The sequence below is a fragment of the Luteimonas sp. A534 genome (genome assembly GCF_054072805.1).
The window spans coordinates 280,157-296,996 of record NZ_JBSVRR010000002.1 but is presented as its reverse complement, the minus strand read 5'-3'; the positions used below and the strand labels follow the sequence as shown (position 1 = coordinate 296,996).

Below are 16,840 nucleotides of genomic sequence, written 5' to 3'. Positions count from 1 at the left end.
CTCCGTAATCCAACCCAGGTCGCAGTCCCATGCCTTTCGCCCCCATCCCCGAACTGCTCGAAGAGCTCCGCGCCGGCCGCATGGTCGTCATCGTCGACGACGAAGACCGCGAGAACGAAGGCGACCTGATCATGGCCGCCGAGCTCGTGCGCCCGGCCGACATCAATTTCATGGTCACCCACGCCCGCGGCCTGGTCTGCCTGTCGCTGACCCGCGAACGCTGCGCGCAGCTGGGCCTGCCGCCGATGGTCCAGTCCAACACCTCGTCGCACCACACCAACTTCACGGTCAGCATCGAGGCCGCCGAGGGTGTCACCACCGGCATCTCGGCCTACGACCGCGCGCACACGATCCGCACCGCGGTGCGCCCGAACGCGGCGCCGTCCGACCTCGCCCAGCCCGGTCACATCTTTCCGCTGACCGCGCAGCCGGGCGGCGTGCTCGCGCGCGCCGGGCACACCGAGGCGGCGGCCGACCTGGCCCTGCTCGCCGGGCTGGAGCCGGCCGGCGTGCTGGTGGAAATCCTCAACCCCGACGGCACCATGGCGCGCCGCCCGGAGCTGGAAGTGTTCGCGCGCGAGCACGGGCTCAAGATGGGTTCGATCGAAGCGCTGATCCGCCATCGCCTCGAGACCGAGCACACGGTGGAGCGCGTGGACAGCCGCGACATCGAAACCGAGCACGGCCCCTTCCGCCTGCACGCCTATCACGACCGCCTCGGCCATGCGTTGCACTTCGCGCTGGTCCGCGGCGAGCCCGATGCCGATACGCCGACATTGGTGCGCGTGCAGGTGCGCAATGCGCTGGCCGACGTGCTGCGCTGGCGCCGCCCCGATTTCGGCCCCGCGGTGGGTGACGTGCTGGCCGCGATCGCCGCCGAAGGCCGCGGCGCGCTGGTGCTGCTCGACGGCGGGCAGACGCCGGATGCGCTGCTGGAGCGCCTGCGCGCGGCGGATTCGCTGCCCGCCGGCGATGCCGCGCCCCCCGACGCGCGGGGCGGTGCGCTGGTGGAATGGCGCCGCAACGGCGCCGGCAGCCAGATCCTGGCCGATATCGGCCTGGGCAAGCTGCGCGTGCTCGGCACCGCCCGCAAGCAGGTTGGCCTGGCCGGCTTCGGGCTTGAGGTCGTGGAATACCTCGAGCCCTTGGCGTAGCGCGCGGCCAACCGACACTCCCGCAAGCTTCGCCCTTCAGTCATCTTCCCCCGCCCGGCGGGGAAGAGGGTCGGACGGTCATCTGAGAACGGCTAGAATGCGGGCCTTCCCAAGGAACACGCCATGACGCATTTCGAAGGTGACCTGCGGGCGCCGCAAGGCGCGCGCTTCGCGATCATCGCCAGCCGCTGGAACCCGCGCATCGTCGACGCCCTGGTGGGCGCGGCGCGTGCCACGTTCGAGGGCAATGGCGTGGCCGCCGATGCCGTCGACGTCGTGCGCGTGCCCGGTGCCTGGGAGATCCCCATGGTCGCCGCCCGCCTCGCGCGCAGCGGCAGCCATGCCGCGATCATCGCGCTGGGCTGCGTGGTGCGCGGCGATACCCGCCACTTCGAACACGTCGCCGACAGCTGCGCCGAGGGCCTGGCGCAGGTCCAGCTCGCGCATGGCGTGCCGGTGGCCAACGGCGTGCTCGCCGTCGACGACATGGTCGACGCCGAGAATCGCGCAGGCGGCAGCCACGGCAACAAGGGCGAGGAGTGCGCGCTGGTGGCGATCGAAATGGCCAACCTGCTGGGGAAGCTGTCGTGAAGCCGCAGCGTGGCGGCGGCGGCCGCAATGCCGGCATCGACACCGTGGCGCGCTCGCGCTCGCGCCGTCGTGCGCTGCAGGCGGTGTACGCGATGCAGCTCTCGGGCGTGGACGCGCGCAACGCCATCGCCCAGTTCGCGCACGAACAGGCGCATGAAGTCGCCGACCTCGAGTACTTCGAGGACCTGGTGCGCGGCGTGGAGACCCATCGCCGCGACCTGGATGCCGCCCTGCAGCCCTTCCTCGACCGCACCATCGCCGAGGTCGACCCGATCGAGCGCGCGATGCTGCGGATCGCCGCCTACGAGCTTCGCCACCGCATCGACGTGCCCTACCGGGTGGTGATCGACGAGGCCCTGAAGACCGTCAAGCGCTTCGGTTCGGAGCACGGCCACACCTACGTCAATGGCGTGCTCGACCACGCCGCCGCCGCGTGGCGCGCGACCGAAGTGCAGGCGTCGCGCGGCTGAGCCCGCGGCCGCCACCATGGCCGAATTCACGCTGATCGACCTGATCCGCGCGCGCGCCACGCAGGCGCGCGACGACGTCGTGCTGGGCATCGGCGACGATGCCGCGCTGCTGCAGCCGCCGCCCGGCATGCAGCTGGTGGTGGCGATGGACACGCTCAACGACGGCGTGCATTTCCCCCCGGGCACGGAGGCCGCGCACGTCGGCTGGAAGGCGCTGGCGGTGAACCTGTCCGACCTCGCCGCCATGGGCGCCGAGCCCGCCTGGTGCACGCTGTCGCTGTCGCTGCCCGACGGCGATCCGGCCTGGGTAGCGGGTTTCCTCGACGGATTCCTGGCGCTCGCCGCGCTGTACGACGTCGCCCTGGTTGGTGGTGACACCACGCGCGGGCCGCTGTCGATATCGGTGACCGTGCACGGCTTCGTGGATCCCGGGCGCGCGCTGCGGCGCGACGGCGCGCGGGTGGGCGATGGCGTGTGGGTCAGCGGCACCCTGGGCGGCGCGGCGGCCGCGCTGGAACAGTGGCGCGCGGGCGATGCGATCGATCCGGCGCTGCGTGAGCGTCTGGAGCGCCCGCGTCCGCGGATCGCGCTCGGTCGTGCGCTCGGTGGCGTGGCGACCGCCTGCATCGACATCTCCGATGGCGTGTTCGCCGACCTCGGCCATGTCTGTGTCGCCAGTGGCGTGGGCGTGCGGCTGGAGGTCGATGCGCTACCCGGGCACGAAGCGCTGCGCCCGCACATGGACGAGGACGCCGCGCGCGCCCTGCAGGCCGCGGGCGGCGACGACTACGAGCTCTGCTTCACCGCACCCGGTGGCGCCGACGCCACCGTGCGCGCGGCGGCAGACGCGGCCGCGACCGGGGTCCAGGTCACGCGCGTCGGCACGGTGGTGGCGGGGCAGGGCATACATGCCCTGGATCGCGACGGCCGGCCGTGGCTGTCCGCCCGCCCGGGCCACGAGCACTTCAATCCCTGATTCTCAGGCGTCGTCGACGCGGAACGCGTCGCGATGCCAGGTGAAGTGGGGCGCTTCGGGGTCGCCGGTGGCGTCGACCACGTCGAAGCGGCAGAAGTCCTCGGCCAGCGCCGGGTGCTGCAGCAGGAACAGCTGTGCCGCGCGCACGATGCGCCGGCGCTTGCCGAAGTCGACCGATTCCGCGCCACCGCCGTAATCGGCGCTGGCGCGATAGCGCACTTCCACGAAGACCAGGGTGTCGCCGTCGCGCATCACCAGGTCGAGCTCGCCGAGCCGATAGCCGGCATTGGCCGCCACGTCACCCAGCCCGGCGCGCAGCAGGTGCGTGCGCGCCGCGGCCTCCACGCCGGCGCCGCGGCGCCGGGCTTCGCTCAACGCGCGGCGCCCGCGAGCGGCACCACGTAGCCACCGCTGAAGGTCGACCAGGCCGGCGTGCGCAGCACGTGGCCGTCGGTGCCCATGCGCAGCACGCCGCTGGCGCTGGAGACCGAAGCCTCGGGGCTGCTGGCAAGGTGGCCAAGATAGGCCGACAGCAGCCAGGCGTCGTAGCCGAAGGCGAACAGTCGCGCGGCTGGCCCGCGCGCGGTGGGCAGCGCGTCGGCCACGCCGCGCGCCGGCGGCAGGCCCGGGACGCCGGACACCGACCAGGCATCGTTGGGGAAGGCGATGCCGTCGAGCGCAGCGTCGTCTTCGGCGTTGCCCGTGCCCGACAGCAGCTGCGACGTCGCCACCCGCGGCCGTCCGGACAGGCCGGCCGCCGACACCTGGGCGGCCGCCAGCCGCGCCTGCGGGCCACGCAGCGCCATGAACACGGCGTCCACGCCGCCCTCGCGCTGCAGCGCGGCCTGCATCGGCCCGATCAGGTCGGGCGGATCGTCGCCGACCACCGCAAGCTGCTGCACCACGCTGCCGCCCAGTTCCTGCAGGCGCGCGGTGAGCGCATCGATGCTGCGTCGCGCGCTGTCGTCGCCGGAGCTCAGCACCAGCACCCTCAGCGCGCTGCGCGCGGCAAGGAAATCGGCCGCCGCCACGCCTTCATCCTCGGGGGCGAGCGCGTAGCTGGCGCTGTTCACCGGCGGCGTGCCGGCGCGGTTGAGGGCCAGCACCGGCACCGTGGCCGTGGTCTGCGCGAACACCGCATCGACCTCGTCCCGGCCCAGCGGCCCGACCACCTGGCCCGCGCCTTCGGCCACCGCGCGCTGGTAGGCCTCCACCGCGCCCCAGGCCGTGCCCCTGGTGTCGTAAAACTCCAGGTCCGGACGACGGCGATGTTCGCCGTAATAGCCGGCCAGCAGGCCGTCGCGCACGGGGCCCGCGGCGGTGGCCAGGTTGCCGGTCAGCGGCAGCAGCACGGCCAGCTTGAGCGGCGGGCGGTAGCCGTCGCGCTCGGCGGGCGGGCGGTCGCCGGCGTCGAACTGCCAGTGGCCGGCCTCGGCCGGCGCCGGCGCCGCGTCGGGCGCGTCGGCGGGGCGCGTCACCTGCACGGTCGAACAGCCGGCAAGCGCCAGCGCGGCTAGGGTGGCGGCAAGGGCCTGCTTCCAGGGATGGCGCATCAAGGCGTTCCGGCTGCGAGAATGCCCGGATTCTACCGTCACCCCCGCAAGGACACGATGCAGCCCGCCGCCGGAACCCTCCACGTCGTCGCGACGCCCATCGGCAATCTCGCCGACCTGTCGCCGCGCGCGCTGGATACGCTGCGCGCCGTCGATGCCATCTGCGCCGAAGACACGCGGCATACGCGGCACCTGCTGGCGCACTTCGGCATCGAAAAGCCGCTGCTGGCGCTGCACGAGCACAACGAGGCCGAGGTGGCCGGGCGGCTGGTCGTGCGCCTGGCCGCGGGCGACTCGCTGGCCCTGGTGTCCGACGCCGGCACGCCGCTGGTCAGCGACCCCGGTTTCCGCCTGGTTCGTGCCGCGCGCGAGGCCGGCATCCGCGTCAGCCCGGTGCCCGGCCCGAGCGCGATCATCGCCGCGCTCAGCGTGGCCGGGCTTCCCAGCGACCGCTTTGCCTTCGAAGGCTTCCTGCCTGCGAAGGCCGGCGCGCGCCGCGAGCGCCTGGCTGTGCTGGCGGGGGATACGCGCACGCTGGTGTTCTACGAGTCCTCGCACCGCATCGTCGAATCGCTGGCCGATTTCCGCGCCGTGTTCGGCGACGGCCGCCGCGCCGTGCTGGCGCGCGAGTTGACCAAGCTTTTCGAGACCGTGCTCGACGGCACGCTCGCCGACCTGCATGCCGCGGTCGAAGCGGATGCCAACCAGCGCAAGGGCGAGTTCGTGCTGCTGGTGGAAGGCGTGGGCGACGATGGTGAAGCGAAGGTGGTGCAAGGCCGGCTGCTGTACGCCAAGCTCGCCGCCCACTTGCCGCCATCGACCGCGGCAAAGCTCGCCGCGGAACTCAGTGGCGCCCCGAGGAAAGCCTTGTACGGCGGCTGACCGCGCCGACCCTTCCCCCGCCTGCGGGGAAGAAAGCGCGCGATAGGTCGGATCGCCCCGTGCGACAATGCCCACGGCGGAGTCGGCCAGACAGTCGCGTCATCGGCCCATTTCGATGGGTTGGTGCCGAGGAAAGTCCGGGCTCCACAGGGCACGGTGCCAGGTAACGCCTGGGCGGCGCGAGCCGACGGAAAGTGCAACAGAGAGCAGACCGCCGAACGGTTCTTCGGAATGCGTGGCAAGGGTGAAACGGTGCGGTAAGAGCGCACCGCGAGTCTGGCAACAGACCGGCACGGCAAACCCCACCGGGAGCAAGACCAAATAGGGACCTAATGGCGCGGCCCGCGTCGGGTCCGGGTAGGTTGCTTGAGCGTATCGGCGACGATGCGCCTAGAGGAATGACTGTCCACGACAGAACCCGGCTTATCGGCCGGCTCCGCCACCTCATTCAGATCACGAGACATCCCCCGAGTCCCCGAAAGCCCCGTCACCACGGGCTTTCCCTCGGGCACTTTGTCACTAGCCGTCCTCCGGCGCCCCTCATCGTACCCGGTTCTGCTGGGTACGCCGACGGGTACGGGGCTGGTCAGGACGCGGCGTACCCGAAACGTATCGGGTGGAACCGGGGGCAGGATTGCGAAGCCGTCGAACACAGCTTAGTCAGCGCCTCCGACGCGAGGGTTCTTGACTTAACGGGTTGTTAACGCCGGTAACAACATCTGGTGTACATTCTCTGCGCTATACAGGGGGCAGGAATGGGAAGCGTCAGGAAAGTCAAGCGCGCGGACTTAATCCGCGAAAACGCTGAACTTAAGGAAAAGTTGAAGGCTGTCCGAACTTCTCGGCTTGCGAGCAATCTAACAGTCCTCCTTAAAACCGCCATCATCTGGGGTGCCGTCGGCTACACGATCATTGAAGTTGCCAAGGCGCTCGCAGGTCAAGCGACGTATGCAGACGTGGATATTGACGTAGCGGCGCAGCTTCTTGAACTTGCGCCTCCGTGGTGGCTCCAAGTAGCAACGTTTATCGTTATGGCGATGGCGATCAGAAGCAATCGTCGATACAGAACGATTAATAGCCAATTGGTCATTCAAGTGTCGGAAAAAACGAGGTTGCTTGAACTGTCTCTCGATCCGAGCCGGACTAGCAGCGGGCTCGGGCACGATGGCGAAACGAACAAGAGGGATGACCTATGAGCACTATTTTAGTCTTCAGTGTGTCTGCGGCGTTCATCGTTCTTTGCGCGCTGATCATCTTCCGGGAGGCTCCGCGTTCCGCGATCGCGCTGGCGCGAAACGACCTTTTTAAAGCTCGGGATCAGCTCTTCCGAGTCGCGCAGTCAGGCGCTGTCGGATTCGATCATGAAGGCTATCGAGCTGCGCGTGCGCTGCTGAATGGTCTCATTCGGTATGCGCACGACCTCAGTTTGTCTCAGCTCGTGCTGACGAGAGTGCTGGCCAAGCTGCGAGGCGTCACGATTTCAACCCGTGACTGGGACTGTGCTATTGCCTCGCTGCCAGAGGATGCGAAGCCTCTGGTTCAGCACGTTCTTGATGACGCTATGCTTAGCATGCTTAGGTTGATGGTCACTAGGTCGCTGCTCCTTTCGATCGTGGCTGTTGCTTTGGGTGTTGTTCATACGATCGGAACGGCGTTGGTCAAGCTTGGCGGGCGCATAGAGAAGGCAGTGCCACAAGAGGAAAGGGCGCCCGAGACGCTCTTTGAAGATGTTCTTTCCCATTCCCCGGGATTGCGGTTCAAGAAGGCCGTCAAGCAGGAAGCCCGTGGCTATCCGACGTTCGGCAATTCGATGCTGGCAAACGCTGCCTAGCTCTCATTGACTGGATCGTTCTAGGATATTGTGATTCCTAGCAGCATTAGGGCAGAAATTTCGAGGTTTGCTCGATTCTCGGCTCGATCGCGCCACACTCAAATGAGTGCGTGACGTCCATCGTCAGTCTGGACAACTTGGCCCAGACCTTCCAGCGTCTCTAGAATTTCTGCAACCGCTCGGGGTCAGCGCCGAATCCAGCACCTGCCGGTTGAACGTCTGGCCGATGGAGTTGGTCGTGATGAGCCCGAACCGGCGCACTCGGTTGTTGCGCGCCAGCGATGCGGCATGGCTCCACCAATACATCACGAAGTCGGAGGTGTCCGGTACATCGCCCCACGCCGCGCGAAGGGCCTCCACGTAGCCATCCCCCAGCGCCAGCCGCATCCGCTTGTTGCCGATGAAGGGCGGGTTCCCGACGATGAAATCGGCGTCCGGCCATTTCGCCTTGCGAGGATTCAGGTATCGCAGGAGCGGCGCCTGCGCCGACTCATCGGGAACTTGCTCCCCGGTCACCGGCGAAGCTTTGAAGGTACGCCCATCCCAGCTGGTCATCGGCTGCCCGTCGGAGTCCAGGACTTTCACCACCTCGTCGTAGGCCAGCACGGCGTCGCGGTTCTCGATGTTCTGAAAGTCGCGCAGCACCGGCTCCGGCAGGTTCAGGTGCTTGAAGGTGCGGTAGTGCCACTGGAGGTAGCCGATCCATAGCACCAGCTCGGCGATCCGGGCGGCGCGCGGGTTCACCTCGATCCCTAGGAGCTGGTGCGGGCTCACGGTCAGGCCCTCGGCTTCCAGCGTGGCCTGCCCCAGCTTGTCCAGCTCGGCCAGCACCTCGGCCTCCAGACGCTTCATGTGGTCCAGCGTGACGTATAGGAAGTTCCCGCTGCCGCAGGCGGGGTCCAGTACTCGGATCGTGCAGAGCCGATGCTGGAAGCTCTTCAGCAGCGCCACAGCCTCGTTCCGCGCCTTGGCGCCTTTGCCCTTGGCCTTCAGCTTCGCCGCCGCTTGCACGTCCTTCCATTCGTCGCGCAGCGGCTCGATCACCGTCGGCAGCACTAGCCGCTCGACATAGGCGCGTGGCGTGTAGTGCGCGCCCAGCTTATGCCGCTCGCCCGGGGACAGGGCGCGTTCCAGCAGGGTGCCGAAGATGGCTGGCTCAACGTGGCGCCAGTCCGCTTTGGCCGCGTCGATCAACATCGCCAGCTGGGCCTTGTCCAGCGGAAGCACGTCGGCGTTCTCGAAGAGGCCGCCGTTAAAGCGCAGGACACGCGCTTCAATGGCAGCCGAGTAGTCGGTGCCCGTGGCCATGTCCCGCCACAGCGCGCGCGTCTGGTTCATCGCCTTGTCGGGCTCGCTGGCCCGGCGCAGCAGCAGGTCGCGGAAGCTATTGGGCGGCAGCAGCTCCACGTCCTCGGCGAACATGGTGAAGAGGCATCGGGACAGGAAACCGGCGACGGCCTCGGCTGGTTGGCCAGACTGCTCCAACGACTTCGCCAGCTCGGCCAACTTGTCCGAAATCTTCCGGGTGACCTTGGCCGAATAATTGGCGGGGTCCAGTGAGGTGGGATCGGTCCACAGCCGGCACAGGCGGTACTGCACCTCCGGCTTGTGCAGGTCGGCCAGTGTGATCCGGTTGCTGTTGGCATCCGGGAACGCGGTGTAGGTGGCGCCCGAACGCGAAAATTCGGCGTACAGGTCGATGGTTCGCCCGACATCGACAACGATGATGAAGGGCGGCCGGCCTTCCTCCGCCGGCAGCGAGCGGGCGTACTGCTCAGCTTGAACCCAAGCCTGCTCCAGCGTCCGGGTCTGGCCCGCGCTGTTGAGCTTCTTGCCGCTCTGCTTGGCCTCCAGCACGAAGCAGCCGCGCTTGTAGAGGTCGATGAAGCGGGCGGCCCGGCTGCCGTCGGCGAAGCTGGCGGTTACGTTCCGCTCGAAGACATAGGCATTGCCGCCGTCTGCAGTGCTGGCCGGGTTCGGCTTTGCGACGGCGAGCAGTTCGCAGAGGTCCAGCGCGAAAAGCTGGTAATTCGCCCGTTCCGTACCGTCGGCGTTTGCCCAGCGAGCAATGAAAGCGTCAACGGCGGATGGGTCGAGGGCTTCGGCTGTCATGCCGCTATCGTAGGCGATGCCAGGACACCGAGCACCCCGGGTCGAGATTGCCAGCAGCGCCGCTATCCATGCGACGCCCGCCCGGCTGGATGGCTGTCGGCCAGCCCGGGGAGGGAGGCTTCAGCGTCGGACGTTGCTGGCATGGCGTAACGCTACACGGCTCGCCGTATCGTGATCTGTAAGGAAAGTCTCACTTGCGCGTCAGTGCGAGCCCTCGTGATTCCGGGCGCCCCGCTACGCCCAACCCTGATTTAGTATCCGGCGTAGCGCCGAACACTTGGCGTAGCGGCGGGGGGCCGCGACGGAGCGCCAAGAGGGCGCGGAAGCATCACAGGGGAAAATATGAAGTCGAAGATGGCTATTCGCGCAGTCGTTGTGGCCGCGCTTCTGGCTGGGTGCAGCACTGATCAGAGCCCGAGTATCGACACGGCCGGCGCCGAGCCAGCCGCTGCGCAGCAGGACCACCCTGAGCCGGGGCAGCAGCCGGAGGCGTCCGAAGTTTCGCGCGCGCACTCCGAATGTATCGCCGCATCCGATGGCGTCACCGCCGCCATGCTCGACTGCTCCCGTGCGGAGCTGGATCGGCAGGACTCCCGGCTCAACGCGGCTTACAAGGAAGCGATGGCCGCAACTGCCGATCGGGACGGCCTGCGCGCGATCCAGCGGCAGTGGATCAAAGATCGGGACGCCGTGTGCGCTATTGAAGATGATGGCGGAACGGCCGCCACGCTCAATCACGTCGAATGTCTTGTGCAAGAGACGAAGAAGCGCGCGGATGAGCTTGGTGGCAACAAGGAACTCGACCGGCCGGTTGCGCCGATGCACGCGGACTGGTTCGAGGAAGTGTCAGAAGAATCGCCGCCGAGTGACCCCATCACAGTCAAAGTCCACAGCGAACTCGGGCCAGCACCCACTTTCCACATGGTCACCTTCCTGACCATCCAGTCCGTGGTTGATGAGGTGACCATCACCGGAACCCAGCTGAATCGCGGGAACTGTGAAACCTTCCCCTACACGAGCAAGGGCAACCTGCCCGTCACGCTGAAGTTCGGTGACGAGGTGCGCGTTGAACTCAAGCGGTGCGGCGCGCTGCTCGAAGCGAACGTCCGGACCAGTGCTGGCGCCCATGCCTTCACCTTCGATCACGTCCAAGGGTAAGTCCCATTCTGGATGCGCGCGGATGTAGCAGTCCCCACATCCTCCCCATGAGACTGGCGCTGTCATCGCGGCAAGTTCGACCGCATGAAACTCGTGGGAGTGCCCAGCGCCGCCACGAGGGTGGGCATTGGCGGCTTGCAGGTGCGCATGGCAATTCTCGGCGCCCCGCTGGGCAGGGTCGATTCTAGCGCGCCACGATGGGCTGCAGGGCAGCAAGCGGCGAAGTGGCACGGGCCGCCGCCGCCGGGGCCGCACCGCTCTTGAAGTCCTCCTTGGCGCAGTCCAGTTCTTCGAGCGCGTTCCCAGTAAGCTTGGCAATGGCCACGAGCACATAGCGTGCGTGAGCGGCCGTTTCCATTCCGCCCTGCCGCCGAGTGCGGCCTTGGCGAGGAATCCAAGGGCCAAGACCGGCATCACTGTGGCGTCCTGCTGCCGTCCGCCTCTGAACACGGTTGCTGCGGACCTCACCGGCTTAGCGACCAAAACCGACCTTTTGCACCGGTTCCTCTCTCCAAGCTTCAAGGGCAGATTGAGTCTGTCGCACGGCGCGCCGACGCCATTCCTAGCAACTTTCGAACTAAGGTTTGGGTTTCCCAAGTAGGTTTCTCTCTCCCCGAACGCCTTATTGAGTGCGGGGCTTTGCCCCGGTACGGAGCGCGCACGGCCGCCGGGGCTCATGCGCAAATCATCAGCAGTGCCCGCAACTCGGCCTCGCCCCCCCCCCATCAGGTGGAGCACGTGATGCTGCTTTCGGTATGGCGCCCGACGGTTACTGCCCAACACCGGCGACCGCCCGGTCATAAACTTCGAGCATCACCGCTTCGCGGGTCAAGTACTCGAAGCTAGGCATCCAGTTGCCGTGATCCTTGCCGCCGCCGGCGCGGCCCGATTTGTGCTCGTCCTCGGCGCACAGATCCCAGTATTCGACCCAGAAGTCGCGGACGATTTGATCGCTGGCGAAGTCCTTGCGGCAGATGTCCCGCGCGACGGCCAGGCACTTCGCCACCTGCGCCCGGCGCTTGTCGGCGCCGACATCGGGAACGACGTTTGGCACCAGCCCGCCGCGGTCCTTCGTCAGCTTCGATGCATTGAATGACTCGATAGCGTCCCGGGTCACCTCTGCGAGGCGCGCGGCGCGCTCGGCAGCCACCGCTTTCCGGTTGGCCTTGGCGTCCTTGGAGAGTCCTTCGCCATCCACACCCGGGTCAGCGGTCGTCGGCGCAGGCGATGACGACTGCTTCTGCTCTACTTTTTGTTCTTGTTCTTGTTCTTGTTCTTGTTCTTGTTCCTGTTCCTGTTCCTGATTAGCCATAGCCTTCGCCGAACTGTTCCCGGAAGCCTCTTGCAAAGCGTTCTGCGAAGCTTTGCAGGTAGGGGTCTGGCTGTCCTTCTTCGGTGCCTTTTCTTCATCGAAAGCAAGGAGATAGGACGGCCCAAGTGTGGCAACGAAGGAGCGAATGAAGTCGGTGGCCTCGCGCCTCAGGGCGCACTCAGGCAGAACGTCCAGCTCGGAGCGCCACGACACCACCACATTCGGCGACTCGGGCTTGTTGTGTTTCAGCGCGTTCGGGAGCCACACCAGTCTCGACTTGAAATCGGCTTTCGCCATGCCCTGATCGATGACTTCGCGGAAGGCTTCATTGAAGTCTTCCATATCCCAGCCCAGTTCCTCCGCCATGCCCGCGCGTCCGGCTCGGAACAGCCCGGGGATGCGGCTCGTGTGCGGGCCGGTCATCAAGTAGAGCCAGAGGCTCTGGCCCGAGGCCGGCATGGGGGACAGTGCGTGGAATTTCTCGTCTGCCCACGTGCGCACCTCCACCTTTCGGTAGCGATGCTTTGTGGTGCCGCTAGAGGCCCCGACAGTCACGAGGCCACCGCGTTGGTCGATTCGGCAATGAAAGCTTCGAGGTCAGCGACTCGATAGCGCGGGGCGCGCTTGCCCACACGCACGACGGCCGGGCCGACGCCCTTGCACCGCCAGTTGTTCAGCGTCTTGGGTGAAAGGCGGAGATAGCCCGCCGCTTCTTTGGCGCTGAGCAAGTCTTCGCCGTTGTTGGGCCCCAAGTAAGCCGAGGATCTATTCATAACAGCTGTCCATCCGGTGGTCCGCAAGCATTGCGGGTTCCCGGGGGACAGTAGGGGGTCTGATGTGTCGCTCCAACCGAAGGGAGGGGCCGCGACCAAATTTCGACCAAACAAGCCAGCGTCTCCGCCATTCCCTACGCTCCAAGTCGGGAGAACAGCATCTGGTCCGGCCTGCCAGCAACAATGGGCTATCGATGCTGTGAGATTCGGCGCCCGTCGAGATAGTCGGCCCACGCCTGCATCATCACCTTGCGTTCGGGCAGGTGAGCGGTGCGATTGTAGGCGCGTCCGAGCGGGTCTTTGACCGAGTGGGCGAGCTGATGCTCAACGACGTGCGGCGCGAAGCCCAGGACTTCATCCAGCAGGGTACGGGCCGTGGCGCGCCAGCCATGATTCGTCACGAGTTCGGCCGGCAGCTCCATGCGGCGCATGGCCGAGAGGGTCGCAACCTGACTCATGTGGCGGCCGCCACCGCGCGCGTTCGGGAAGACGTACTCGCCGCGCCCGGTGATTTCCTTCAGCCCAGTCAGAATGTCCACCGCCTGCGTCGCCAGCGGCACGATGTGCGGCGTCCCGGTCTTGCCCACGGTGTAGCGCCACTCCCCGGCATCGAGGTCGATGTCGGCCCAGCGGGCAGCGCGGAGTTCGCCGTGCCGGACGAAAACGAGCGGCGTGAGCTTCAGCGCGGCCGAGACAATCGGCGTCCCGGCGTAGCTCCACAGCGTGCGCAGAAGGTCGGGCAGCTCCGCCGGGTCGGTAGCGGCGGCGAAGTTGGTTGGCGTGGGGGCGGTCAGGGCGCCGATCAGGTGGGCCGAAGGGTCCGAGGTCGCGCGCCCGGTGGCGATGGCGTAGCGGAAGATGCGCCCGGCCATCGCCCGAAGACGCCGGGCAGTTTCGAGTTTGCCTGCGGCCTCCGGCTTTCGAAGGGCCGCCAGCAGCATGGGCGCGGTCACGTCGGCGATTGGAACGGTGCCGAGTTCGGGCTTCAGGTAATTGTCGAAGCGGTTCCGCTCCCGCTTGAACGGGTCGTCCTCGCGCTCACGGTCCCGCTTGGCGAAGTATTCCTCGGCGATGGCCCCGAAGGTGCTGGCAGCTTTCTGGGCCGTGGCCATCTTCTCGACCTTCTTCTTCAGGCCGGGGTCGATCCCCCGGATCAAGAGCCGGCTCGCGTCCTCGCGGGCCTCGCGGGCATCCTGCAGGGAGACGGTGGGGTAGGGGCCGAAGGAGAGCATGTTCTCCTTCTTGGACCCGGGGCGCTGGTAGCGCCAGCGCCAAATCTTCGAGCCGGAGGGCTGGACCAACAGGAAGAGCCCACCGAAGTCGGGCAGGCGGTAGGGCTTGGGCTGGGGCTTGGCGGTCTTGATCGCAGACAGGGTGAGCATGGGGCACTTCCTCGTTTCGGGTACGTTTTCGGGTACGCCGAGAGGTTCCGCTAGCTCAAAGTGCCTGAAACAAGGGTTTTTCCGGTTCCGTTAAGTGGCCGGCTCCGCCACCTTCCTCATAAAAAATTGCGCACGGCCCTGGGGAGAGAGAGGGGGCCGTGCGCAAGACTCACTTGGTTTGACGGGCTTTCGTGCCCTTGGCCACAGTCTCGCGCGCGGCTCCCCGGCATGCGTTGCCAAGGCTGCGCACCGGGTTTGCCGAAGTTGCTGTTTCGGCGGCGGCTTCAGCCGCCGTTGGGGCGCAGCCGCGCCACGCCGATGTCGGTCCGGTTTTCGGTCACCACCGGCAGCACGATGTGGCGGCGGTCCGCGCTGACCTGGAATCCTCCCCCCAGGAGCAGCCGCAGCCCGCGCAGCGTGGCCAGGTGCGTGACCTCGCCATCACGCAGCGAGTGCGCCTGGAGGTCTGCGACACCGGAGCCGTCACCCTTCGACTGCAGGGACCACACGGCATCGCCGACCACCTGCCACGGCTCCTCGATCGGCAGCGGCGCGTCGCGCAGCGGGCGCAGGTCGTCTTCCGAATACAGCAACACGCGGCCCTGGCTGCCGGCTTCGGCCAGCAGCAGGACCGGGCGCCCGTCCACCGCTGCGCGCTCGACCCGGAACGCCGGAAGCCGGGTCGGCTTGCCGCTGCAACCGGAGGCATCGGCGGACCGCCGGCATGTGTGCAGGTACCAGCCGGCATCGCTCCAGCCGGCGTACCAGATCGAGCGATCGTCGCTGGCGTAGATGGCGTTGCGCAGCGATGCGCTGGCCTCGGCCACGCGCTGCGACAGGCCCCGGTCGAGGTCGAATTCGTGCAGCTCGTGACGGCCCTGCACGCGCAGCACGTACAGCACGCGGCGGCCATCGGCCGACAGCACCGGTGATTCCACCAGTCCGGCCTCGTGCCGGGTGAGCCGGGTGGCCTGGTCCGCGCTGCGGTCCAGGAGCCAGAGCTGCGAGCTGCCATCGCGGTCGCTTGCGAACACCACGCGGGTGTCGTCGGCCGACATCGCGGCAGAGAAGTCGCGCCCCGAAGACGGTGCCAGCAGCCTCCTCGGGCCGCCGTCAAGCGGATGCTCGGCGAGCGCGGAACGCCAGGCCTCGATCTGGAAGGCGAGGTGCCAGTCACGGCCGGCGACATCGGGCGAGGAAGCGTCGGCGATGCCCAGCGCGGTGATGCGGCCGTCGGCCAGTTCCAGCGCATACAGCGCGCGAGGGCCTTCGTGGTTGGACGAGAACACCAGCCCCGAGCCGTCGGGCAGCCAGTCGAAGCCGTGGATCTCCGAACGCAGCGTGGTCAGCCGCGTCACCGCGCCGCCGCCGATCGCCACCGAATACAGGTCCGACGTGGGATTGGTGCTGCCACGGAAGGCGATCCGCGTGCCATCCGGCGAGAACCGCGGATAGAGATCGGCGGCGGTTTCCAGGTCTCCGTATTCGAACGGTTCCCGTGCCCAGCCCTCGCCCCGTCGCAGCAGGGTGACGCGCGTGTCCGCGGCGCTCCCGGGGATGATCGCGGAGTAGGCGATCTGGTCGGCGTCGGCCGGGTTCCAGTCCAGGTACACGACGCTGCGCGCGGGACATTCGCCGACGGTCTGCTGGCCGCCACCGTCGATGCTGGTGATCCGGATCTCGCAGCGCGTGCCGTCGTCCGCGCGCCAGACATAGGCGATTTCGCGGCCGTCGGGCGACCACGCCGGGCGCTCGGCGTGATCGCCTCCGGCCAGCGTGATCGCCTCCGTGCCGTGCATCGACTGCAGGAACAGGCCGGGTGCGTCCCCAAGCCGGTCGCGACGGCTGTAGACCAGCCAGTCACCGCCCGGGTTGAAGCGCGGATGGTCTTCGCTGCCCGGGGCGAACGTGACCCGGCGCGCCGGTCCGGCCGTAATCCCGGTGTTCGCGGCGGCCGGCGTCGGCACCTCGGCATCCCCACGCCACGGGCCGGTCGCGAACAACGCGGCGGCTGTCAGGGCTGCCGCCGCGACGCCCAAGAGCGGCAGCCAGCGTTGCACACCGGCTCGCGGTCTCGCATTGCCCGTCCGTGCATGCAGGCCGCCGGGGATCCCGTCTGCAGCGATCGCGTCCGTCGTCGGCGCTGTCGCCCCAGCCTCGACCGCGGCCGCAGTCGGAGCTGAGTCCGACAGGGGAGCTGCCACGCCTGCCGCCATCGCCTCGGCGTCCGCGCCGTGTCCGGCTGCGTCCTGCACGGGCTCGACCACCTCGGCGATGGCCAGCCATTCCACCGGCGCGATCAGGCGATAGCCGATCCGCGGGATGGTCTCGATATAGCTGGGCCGCTCGAGGTCGTCGCCGAACGCGCGGCGCAGCGCGGTGATCGCATGCCCCACCACGCCCGGCGTGACGTGCACGCTGCCCCAGACCGCGTCGAGCAGTTCGTCGCGTGAAACCGTCACGCCCGGCTCGCGGGCAAGCGCCAGCAGCACGGCCACGGCCTTGGGCTTCAGTCGCGTGGTGTTTCCGCCGGATTCCACCTGCAGCGCACCGGCGTCGACGTGGAATGCGCCGATGCGAAGTTGCTGCCGATGGAGACCGTCGCGGCTGCGGTCGTCTGCGGCTCGGGACAAGGATCACCTGTGG

The 16,840-nt window shown here is 67.7% G+C and carries 16 protein-coding genes and 1 other RNA gene; 9 read left to right on the top strand and 8 right to left on the bottom strand.

The genetic code is table 11. The features are described 5' to 3' along the window. The first annotated feature begins 29 nt into the window (after positions 1-29). From ribB to thiL, 4 genes are all read left to right on the top strand, one after another. A complete protein-coding gene (gene ribB / locus ACW5F0_RS06025; RefSeq protein WP_456965009.1) occupies positions 30-1,154 on the top strand; it encodes a 3,4-dihydroxy-2-butanone-4-phosphate synthase in 1,125 nt (374 codons plus the stop codon). Between the two features lie 123 nt (positions 1,155-1,277). Further along, positions 1,278-1,745: a 6,7-dimethyl-8-ribityllumazine synthase gene (ribH, locus tag ACW5F0_RS06020; RefSeq protein WP_456965010.1), complete on the top strand. Its 468-nt coding sequence runs from the start codon at positions 1,278-1,280 to the stop codon at positions 1,743-1,745. Next, positions 1,742-2,215: a transcription antitermination factor NusB gene (gene nusB / locus ACW5F0_RS06015; protein WP_456965011.1), complete on the top strand. Its 474-nt coding sequence runs from the start codon at positions 1,742-1,744 to the stop codon at positions 2,213-2,215. Before ribH ends, nusB begins: the two co-directional genes overlap by 4 nt. Positions 2,216-2,231: 16 nt before the next feature. Beyond that, entirely contained in the window at positions 2,232-3,191 is a 960-nt protein-coding gene (gene thiL, locus ACW5F0_RS06010) for a thiamine-phosphate kinase (protein ID WP_456965012.1), read from the top strand. Positions 3,192-3,194: 3 nt separating this feature from the next. Here thiL and ACW5F0_RS06005 read toward each other — a convergent pair whose 3' ends face one another. Beyond that, positions 3,195-3,566 carry a YraN family protein gene (locus ACW5F0_RS06005; protein ID WP_456965013.1) on the bottom strand — a complete coding sequence of 124 codons (372 nt, stop codon included), beginning with the start codon at positions 3,564-3,566 and terminating at the stop codon, positions 3,195-3,197. Further along, entirely contained in the window at positions 3,563-4,744 is a 1,182-nt protein-coding gene (locus tag ACW5F0_RS06000) for a penicillin-binding protein activator (RefSeq protein WP_456965014.1), read from the bottom strand. Before ACW5F0_RS06000 ends, ACW5F0_RS06005 begins: the two co-directional genes overlap by 4 nt. A 57-nt stretch (positions 4,745-4,801) precedes the next feature. Between ACW5F0_RS06000 and rsmI the strand changes: the two genes are divergently transcribed. From rsmI to ACW5F0_RS05980, 4 genes are all read left to right on the top strand, one after another. Further along, on the top strand, positions 4,802-5,626 hold the full coding sequence (rsmI, locus tag ACW5F0_RS05995; protein WP_456965279.1) for a 16S rRNA (cytidine(1402)-2'-O)-methyltransferase: 825 nt from the start codon (positions 4,802-4,804) through the stop codon (positions 5,624-5,626). Positions 5,627-5,704: 78 nt separating this feature from the next. Continuing rightward, positions 5,705-6,068: RNase P RNA component class A (gene rnpB / locus ACW5F0_RS05990), an RNA gene on the top strand. A 313-nt stretch (positions 6,069-6,381) separates the two neighbouring features. Further along, positions 6,382-6,822, top strand: coding sequence for a hypothetical protein (locus ACW5F0_RS05985; protein ID WP_456999285.1), 441 nt, complete (start codon positions 6,382-6,384; stop codon positions 6,820-6,822). Then, entirely contained in the window at positions 6,819-7,457 is a 639-nt protein-coding gene (locus ACW5F0_RS05980) for a hypothetical protein (protein WP_456999284.1), read from the top strand. Before ACW5F0_RS05985 ends, ACW5F0_RS05980 begins: the two co-directional genes overlap by 4 nt. 123 nt (positions 7,458-7,580) lie before the next feature. On the opposite strand, the gene ACW5F0_RS05975 is transcribed toward ACW5F0_RS05980, so the two are convergent. Beyond that, positions 7,581-9,569 (bottom strand): DNA methyltransferase, encoded by a 1,989-nt coding sequence (locus tag ACW5F0_RS05975; protein WP_456999282.1) that lies wholly within the window; start codon positions 9,567-9,569, stop codon positions 7,581-7,583. A 342-nt stretch (positions 9,570-9,911) separates the two neighbouring features. Here ACW5F0_RS05975 and ACW5F0_RS05970 point away from each other — a divergent pair, with 342 nt between their 5' ends. Then, positions 9,912-10,727 carry a lysozyme inhibitor LprI family protein gene (locus ACW5F0_RS05970; protein ID WP_456999281.1) on the top strand — a complete coding sequence of 272 codons (816 nt, stop codon included), beginning with the start codon at positions 9,912-9,914 and terminating at the stop codon, positions 10,725-10,727. Between the two features lie 184 nt (positions 10,728-10,911). Here the strand turns inward: ACW5F0_RS05970 and ACW5F0_RS05965 are convergent, their stop codons facing one another. The 5 genes from ACW5F0_RS05965 to ACW5F0_RS05945 all read right to left on the bottom strand — a co-directional run bounded on the left by ACW5F0_RS05965 (position 10,912) and on the right by ACW5F0_RS05945 (position 16,827). Then, on the bottom strand, positions 10,912-11,085 hold the full coding sequence (locus tag ACW5F0_RS05965) for a hypothetical protein (RefSeq protein WP_456999279.1): 174 nt from the start codon (positions 11,083-11,085) through the stop codon (positions 10,912-10,914). A 411-nt stretch (positions 11,086-11,496) separates the two neighbouring features. Then, positions 11,497-12,462 carry a hypothetical protein gene (locus ACW5F0_RS05960; protein ID WP_456999278.1) on the bottom strand — a complete coding sequence of 322 codons (966 nt, stop codon included), beginning with the start codon at positions 12,460-12,462 and terminating at the stop codon, positions 11,497-11,499. A gap of 128 nt (positions 12,463-12,590) precedes the next feature. Beyond that, complete coding sequence (locus ACW5F0_RS05955; protein WP_456999277.1) at positions 12,591-12,812, bottom strand: helix-turn-helix transcriptional regulator; 222 nt, start codon at positions 12,810-12,812, stop codon at positions 12,591-12,593. A 188-nt stretch (positions 12,813-13,000) separates the two neighbouring features. Next, complete coding sequence (locus ACW5F0_RS05950) at positions 13,001-14,194, bottom strand: tyrosine-type recombinase/integrase (protein WP_456999276.1); 1,194 nt, start codon at positions 14,192-14,194, stop codon at positions 13,001-13,003. A 284-nt stretch (positions 14,195-14,478) separates the two neighbouring features. Next, the gene (locus ACW5F0_RS05945) at positions 14,479-16,827 is read right to left on the bottom strand and encodes a winged helix-turn-helix domain-containing protein (protein WP_456999275.1); all 2,349 of its coding nucleotides are present in this window, start codon (positions 16,825-16,827) and stop codon (positions 14,479-14,481) included. Positions 16,828-16,840: the final 13 nt, after the last annotated feature.

What these genes read in the sequence shown, in the direction of transcription:
- ribB (WP_456965009.1), top strand. Translation starts at nt 30, where the DNA reads ATGCCTTTCGCCCCCATCCCCGAACTGCTCGAAGAGCTCCGCGCCGGC.
- thiL (WP_456965012.1), top strand. Translation starts at nt 2,232, where the DNA reads ATGGCCGAATTCACGCTGATCGACCTGATCCGCGCGCGCGCCACGCAG.
- ACW5F0_RS05960 (WP_456999278.1), bottom strand. Translation starts at nt 12,462, where the DNA reads ATGACCGGCCCGCACACGAGCCGCATCCCCGGGCTGTTCCGAGCCGGA.
- ACW5F0_RS05975 (WP_456999282.1), bottom strand. Translation starts at nt 9,569, where the DNA reads ATGACAGCCGAAGCCCTCGACCCATCCGCCGTTGACGCTTTCATTGCT.
- ACW5F0_RS05985 (WP_456999285.1), top strand. Translation starts at nt 6,382, where the DNA reads ATGGGAAGCGTCAGGAAAGTCAAGCGCGCGGACTTAATCCGCGAAAAC.
- ACW5F0_RS05970 (WP_456999281.1), top strand. Translation starts at nt 9,912, where the DNA reads ATGAAGTCGAAGATGGCTATTCGCGCAGTCGTTGTGGCCGCGCTTCTG.
- ACW5F0_RS05955 (WP_456999277.1), bottom strand. Translation starts at nt 12,812, where the DNA reads ATGAATAGATCCTCGGCTTACTTGGGGCCCAACAACGGCGAAGACTTG.
- ACW5F0_RS05950 (WP_456999276.1), bottom strand. Translation starts at nt 14,194, where the DNA reads ATGCTCACCCTGTCTGCGATCAAGACCGCCAAGCCCCAGCCCAAGCCC.
- ACW5F0_RS06000 (WP_456965014.1), bottom strand. Translation starts at nt 4,744, where the DNA reads ATGCGCCATCCCTGGAAGCAGGCCCTTGCCGCCACCCTAGCCGCGCTG.
- ribH (WP_456965010.1), top strand. Translation starts at nt 1,278, where the DNA reads ATGACGCATTTCGAAGGTGACCTGCGGGCGCCGCAAGGCGCGCGCTTC.
- rsmI (WP_456965279.1), top strand. Translation starts at nt 4,802, where the DNA reads ATGCAGCCCGCCGCCGGAACCCTCCACGTCGTCGCGACGCCCATCGGC.
- ACW5F0_RS05980 (WP_456999284.1), top strand. Translation starts at nt 6,819, where the DNA reads ATGAGCACTATTTTAGTCTTCAGTGTGTCTGCGGCGTTCATCGTTCTT.
- ACW5F0_RS05965 (WP_456999279.1), bottom strand. Translation starts at nt 11,085, where the DNA reads ATGGAAACGGCCGCTCACGCACGCTATGTGCTCGTGGCCATTGCCAAG.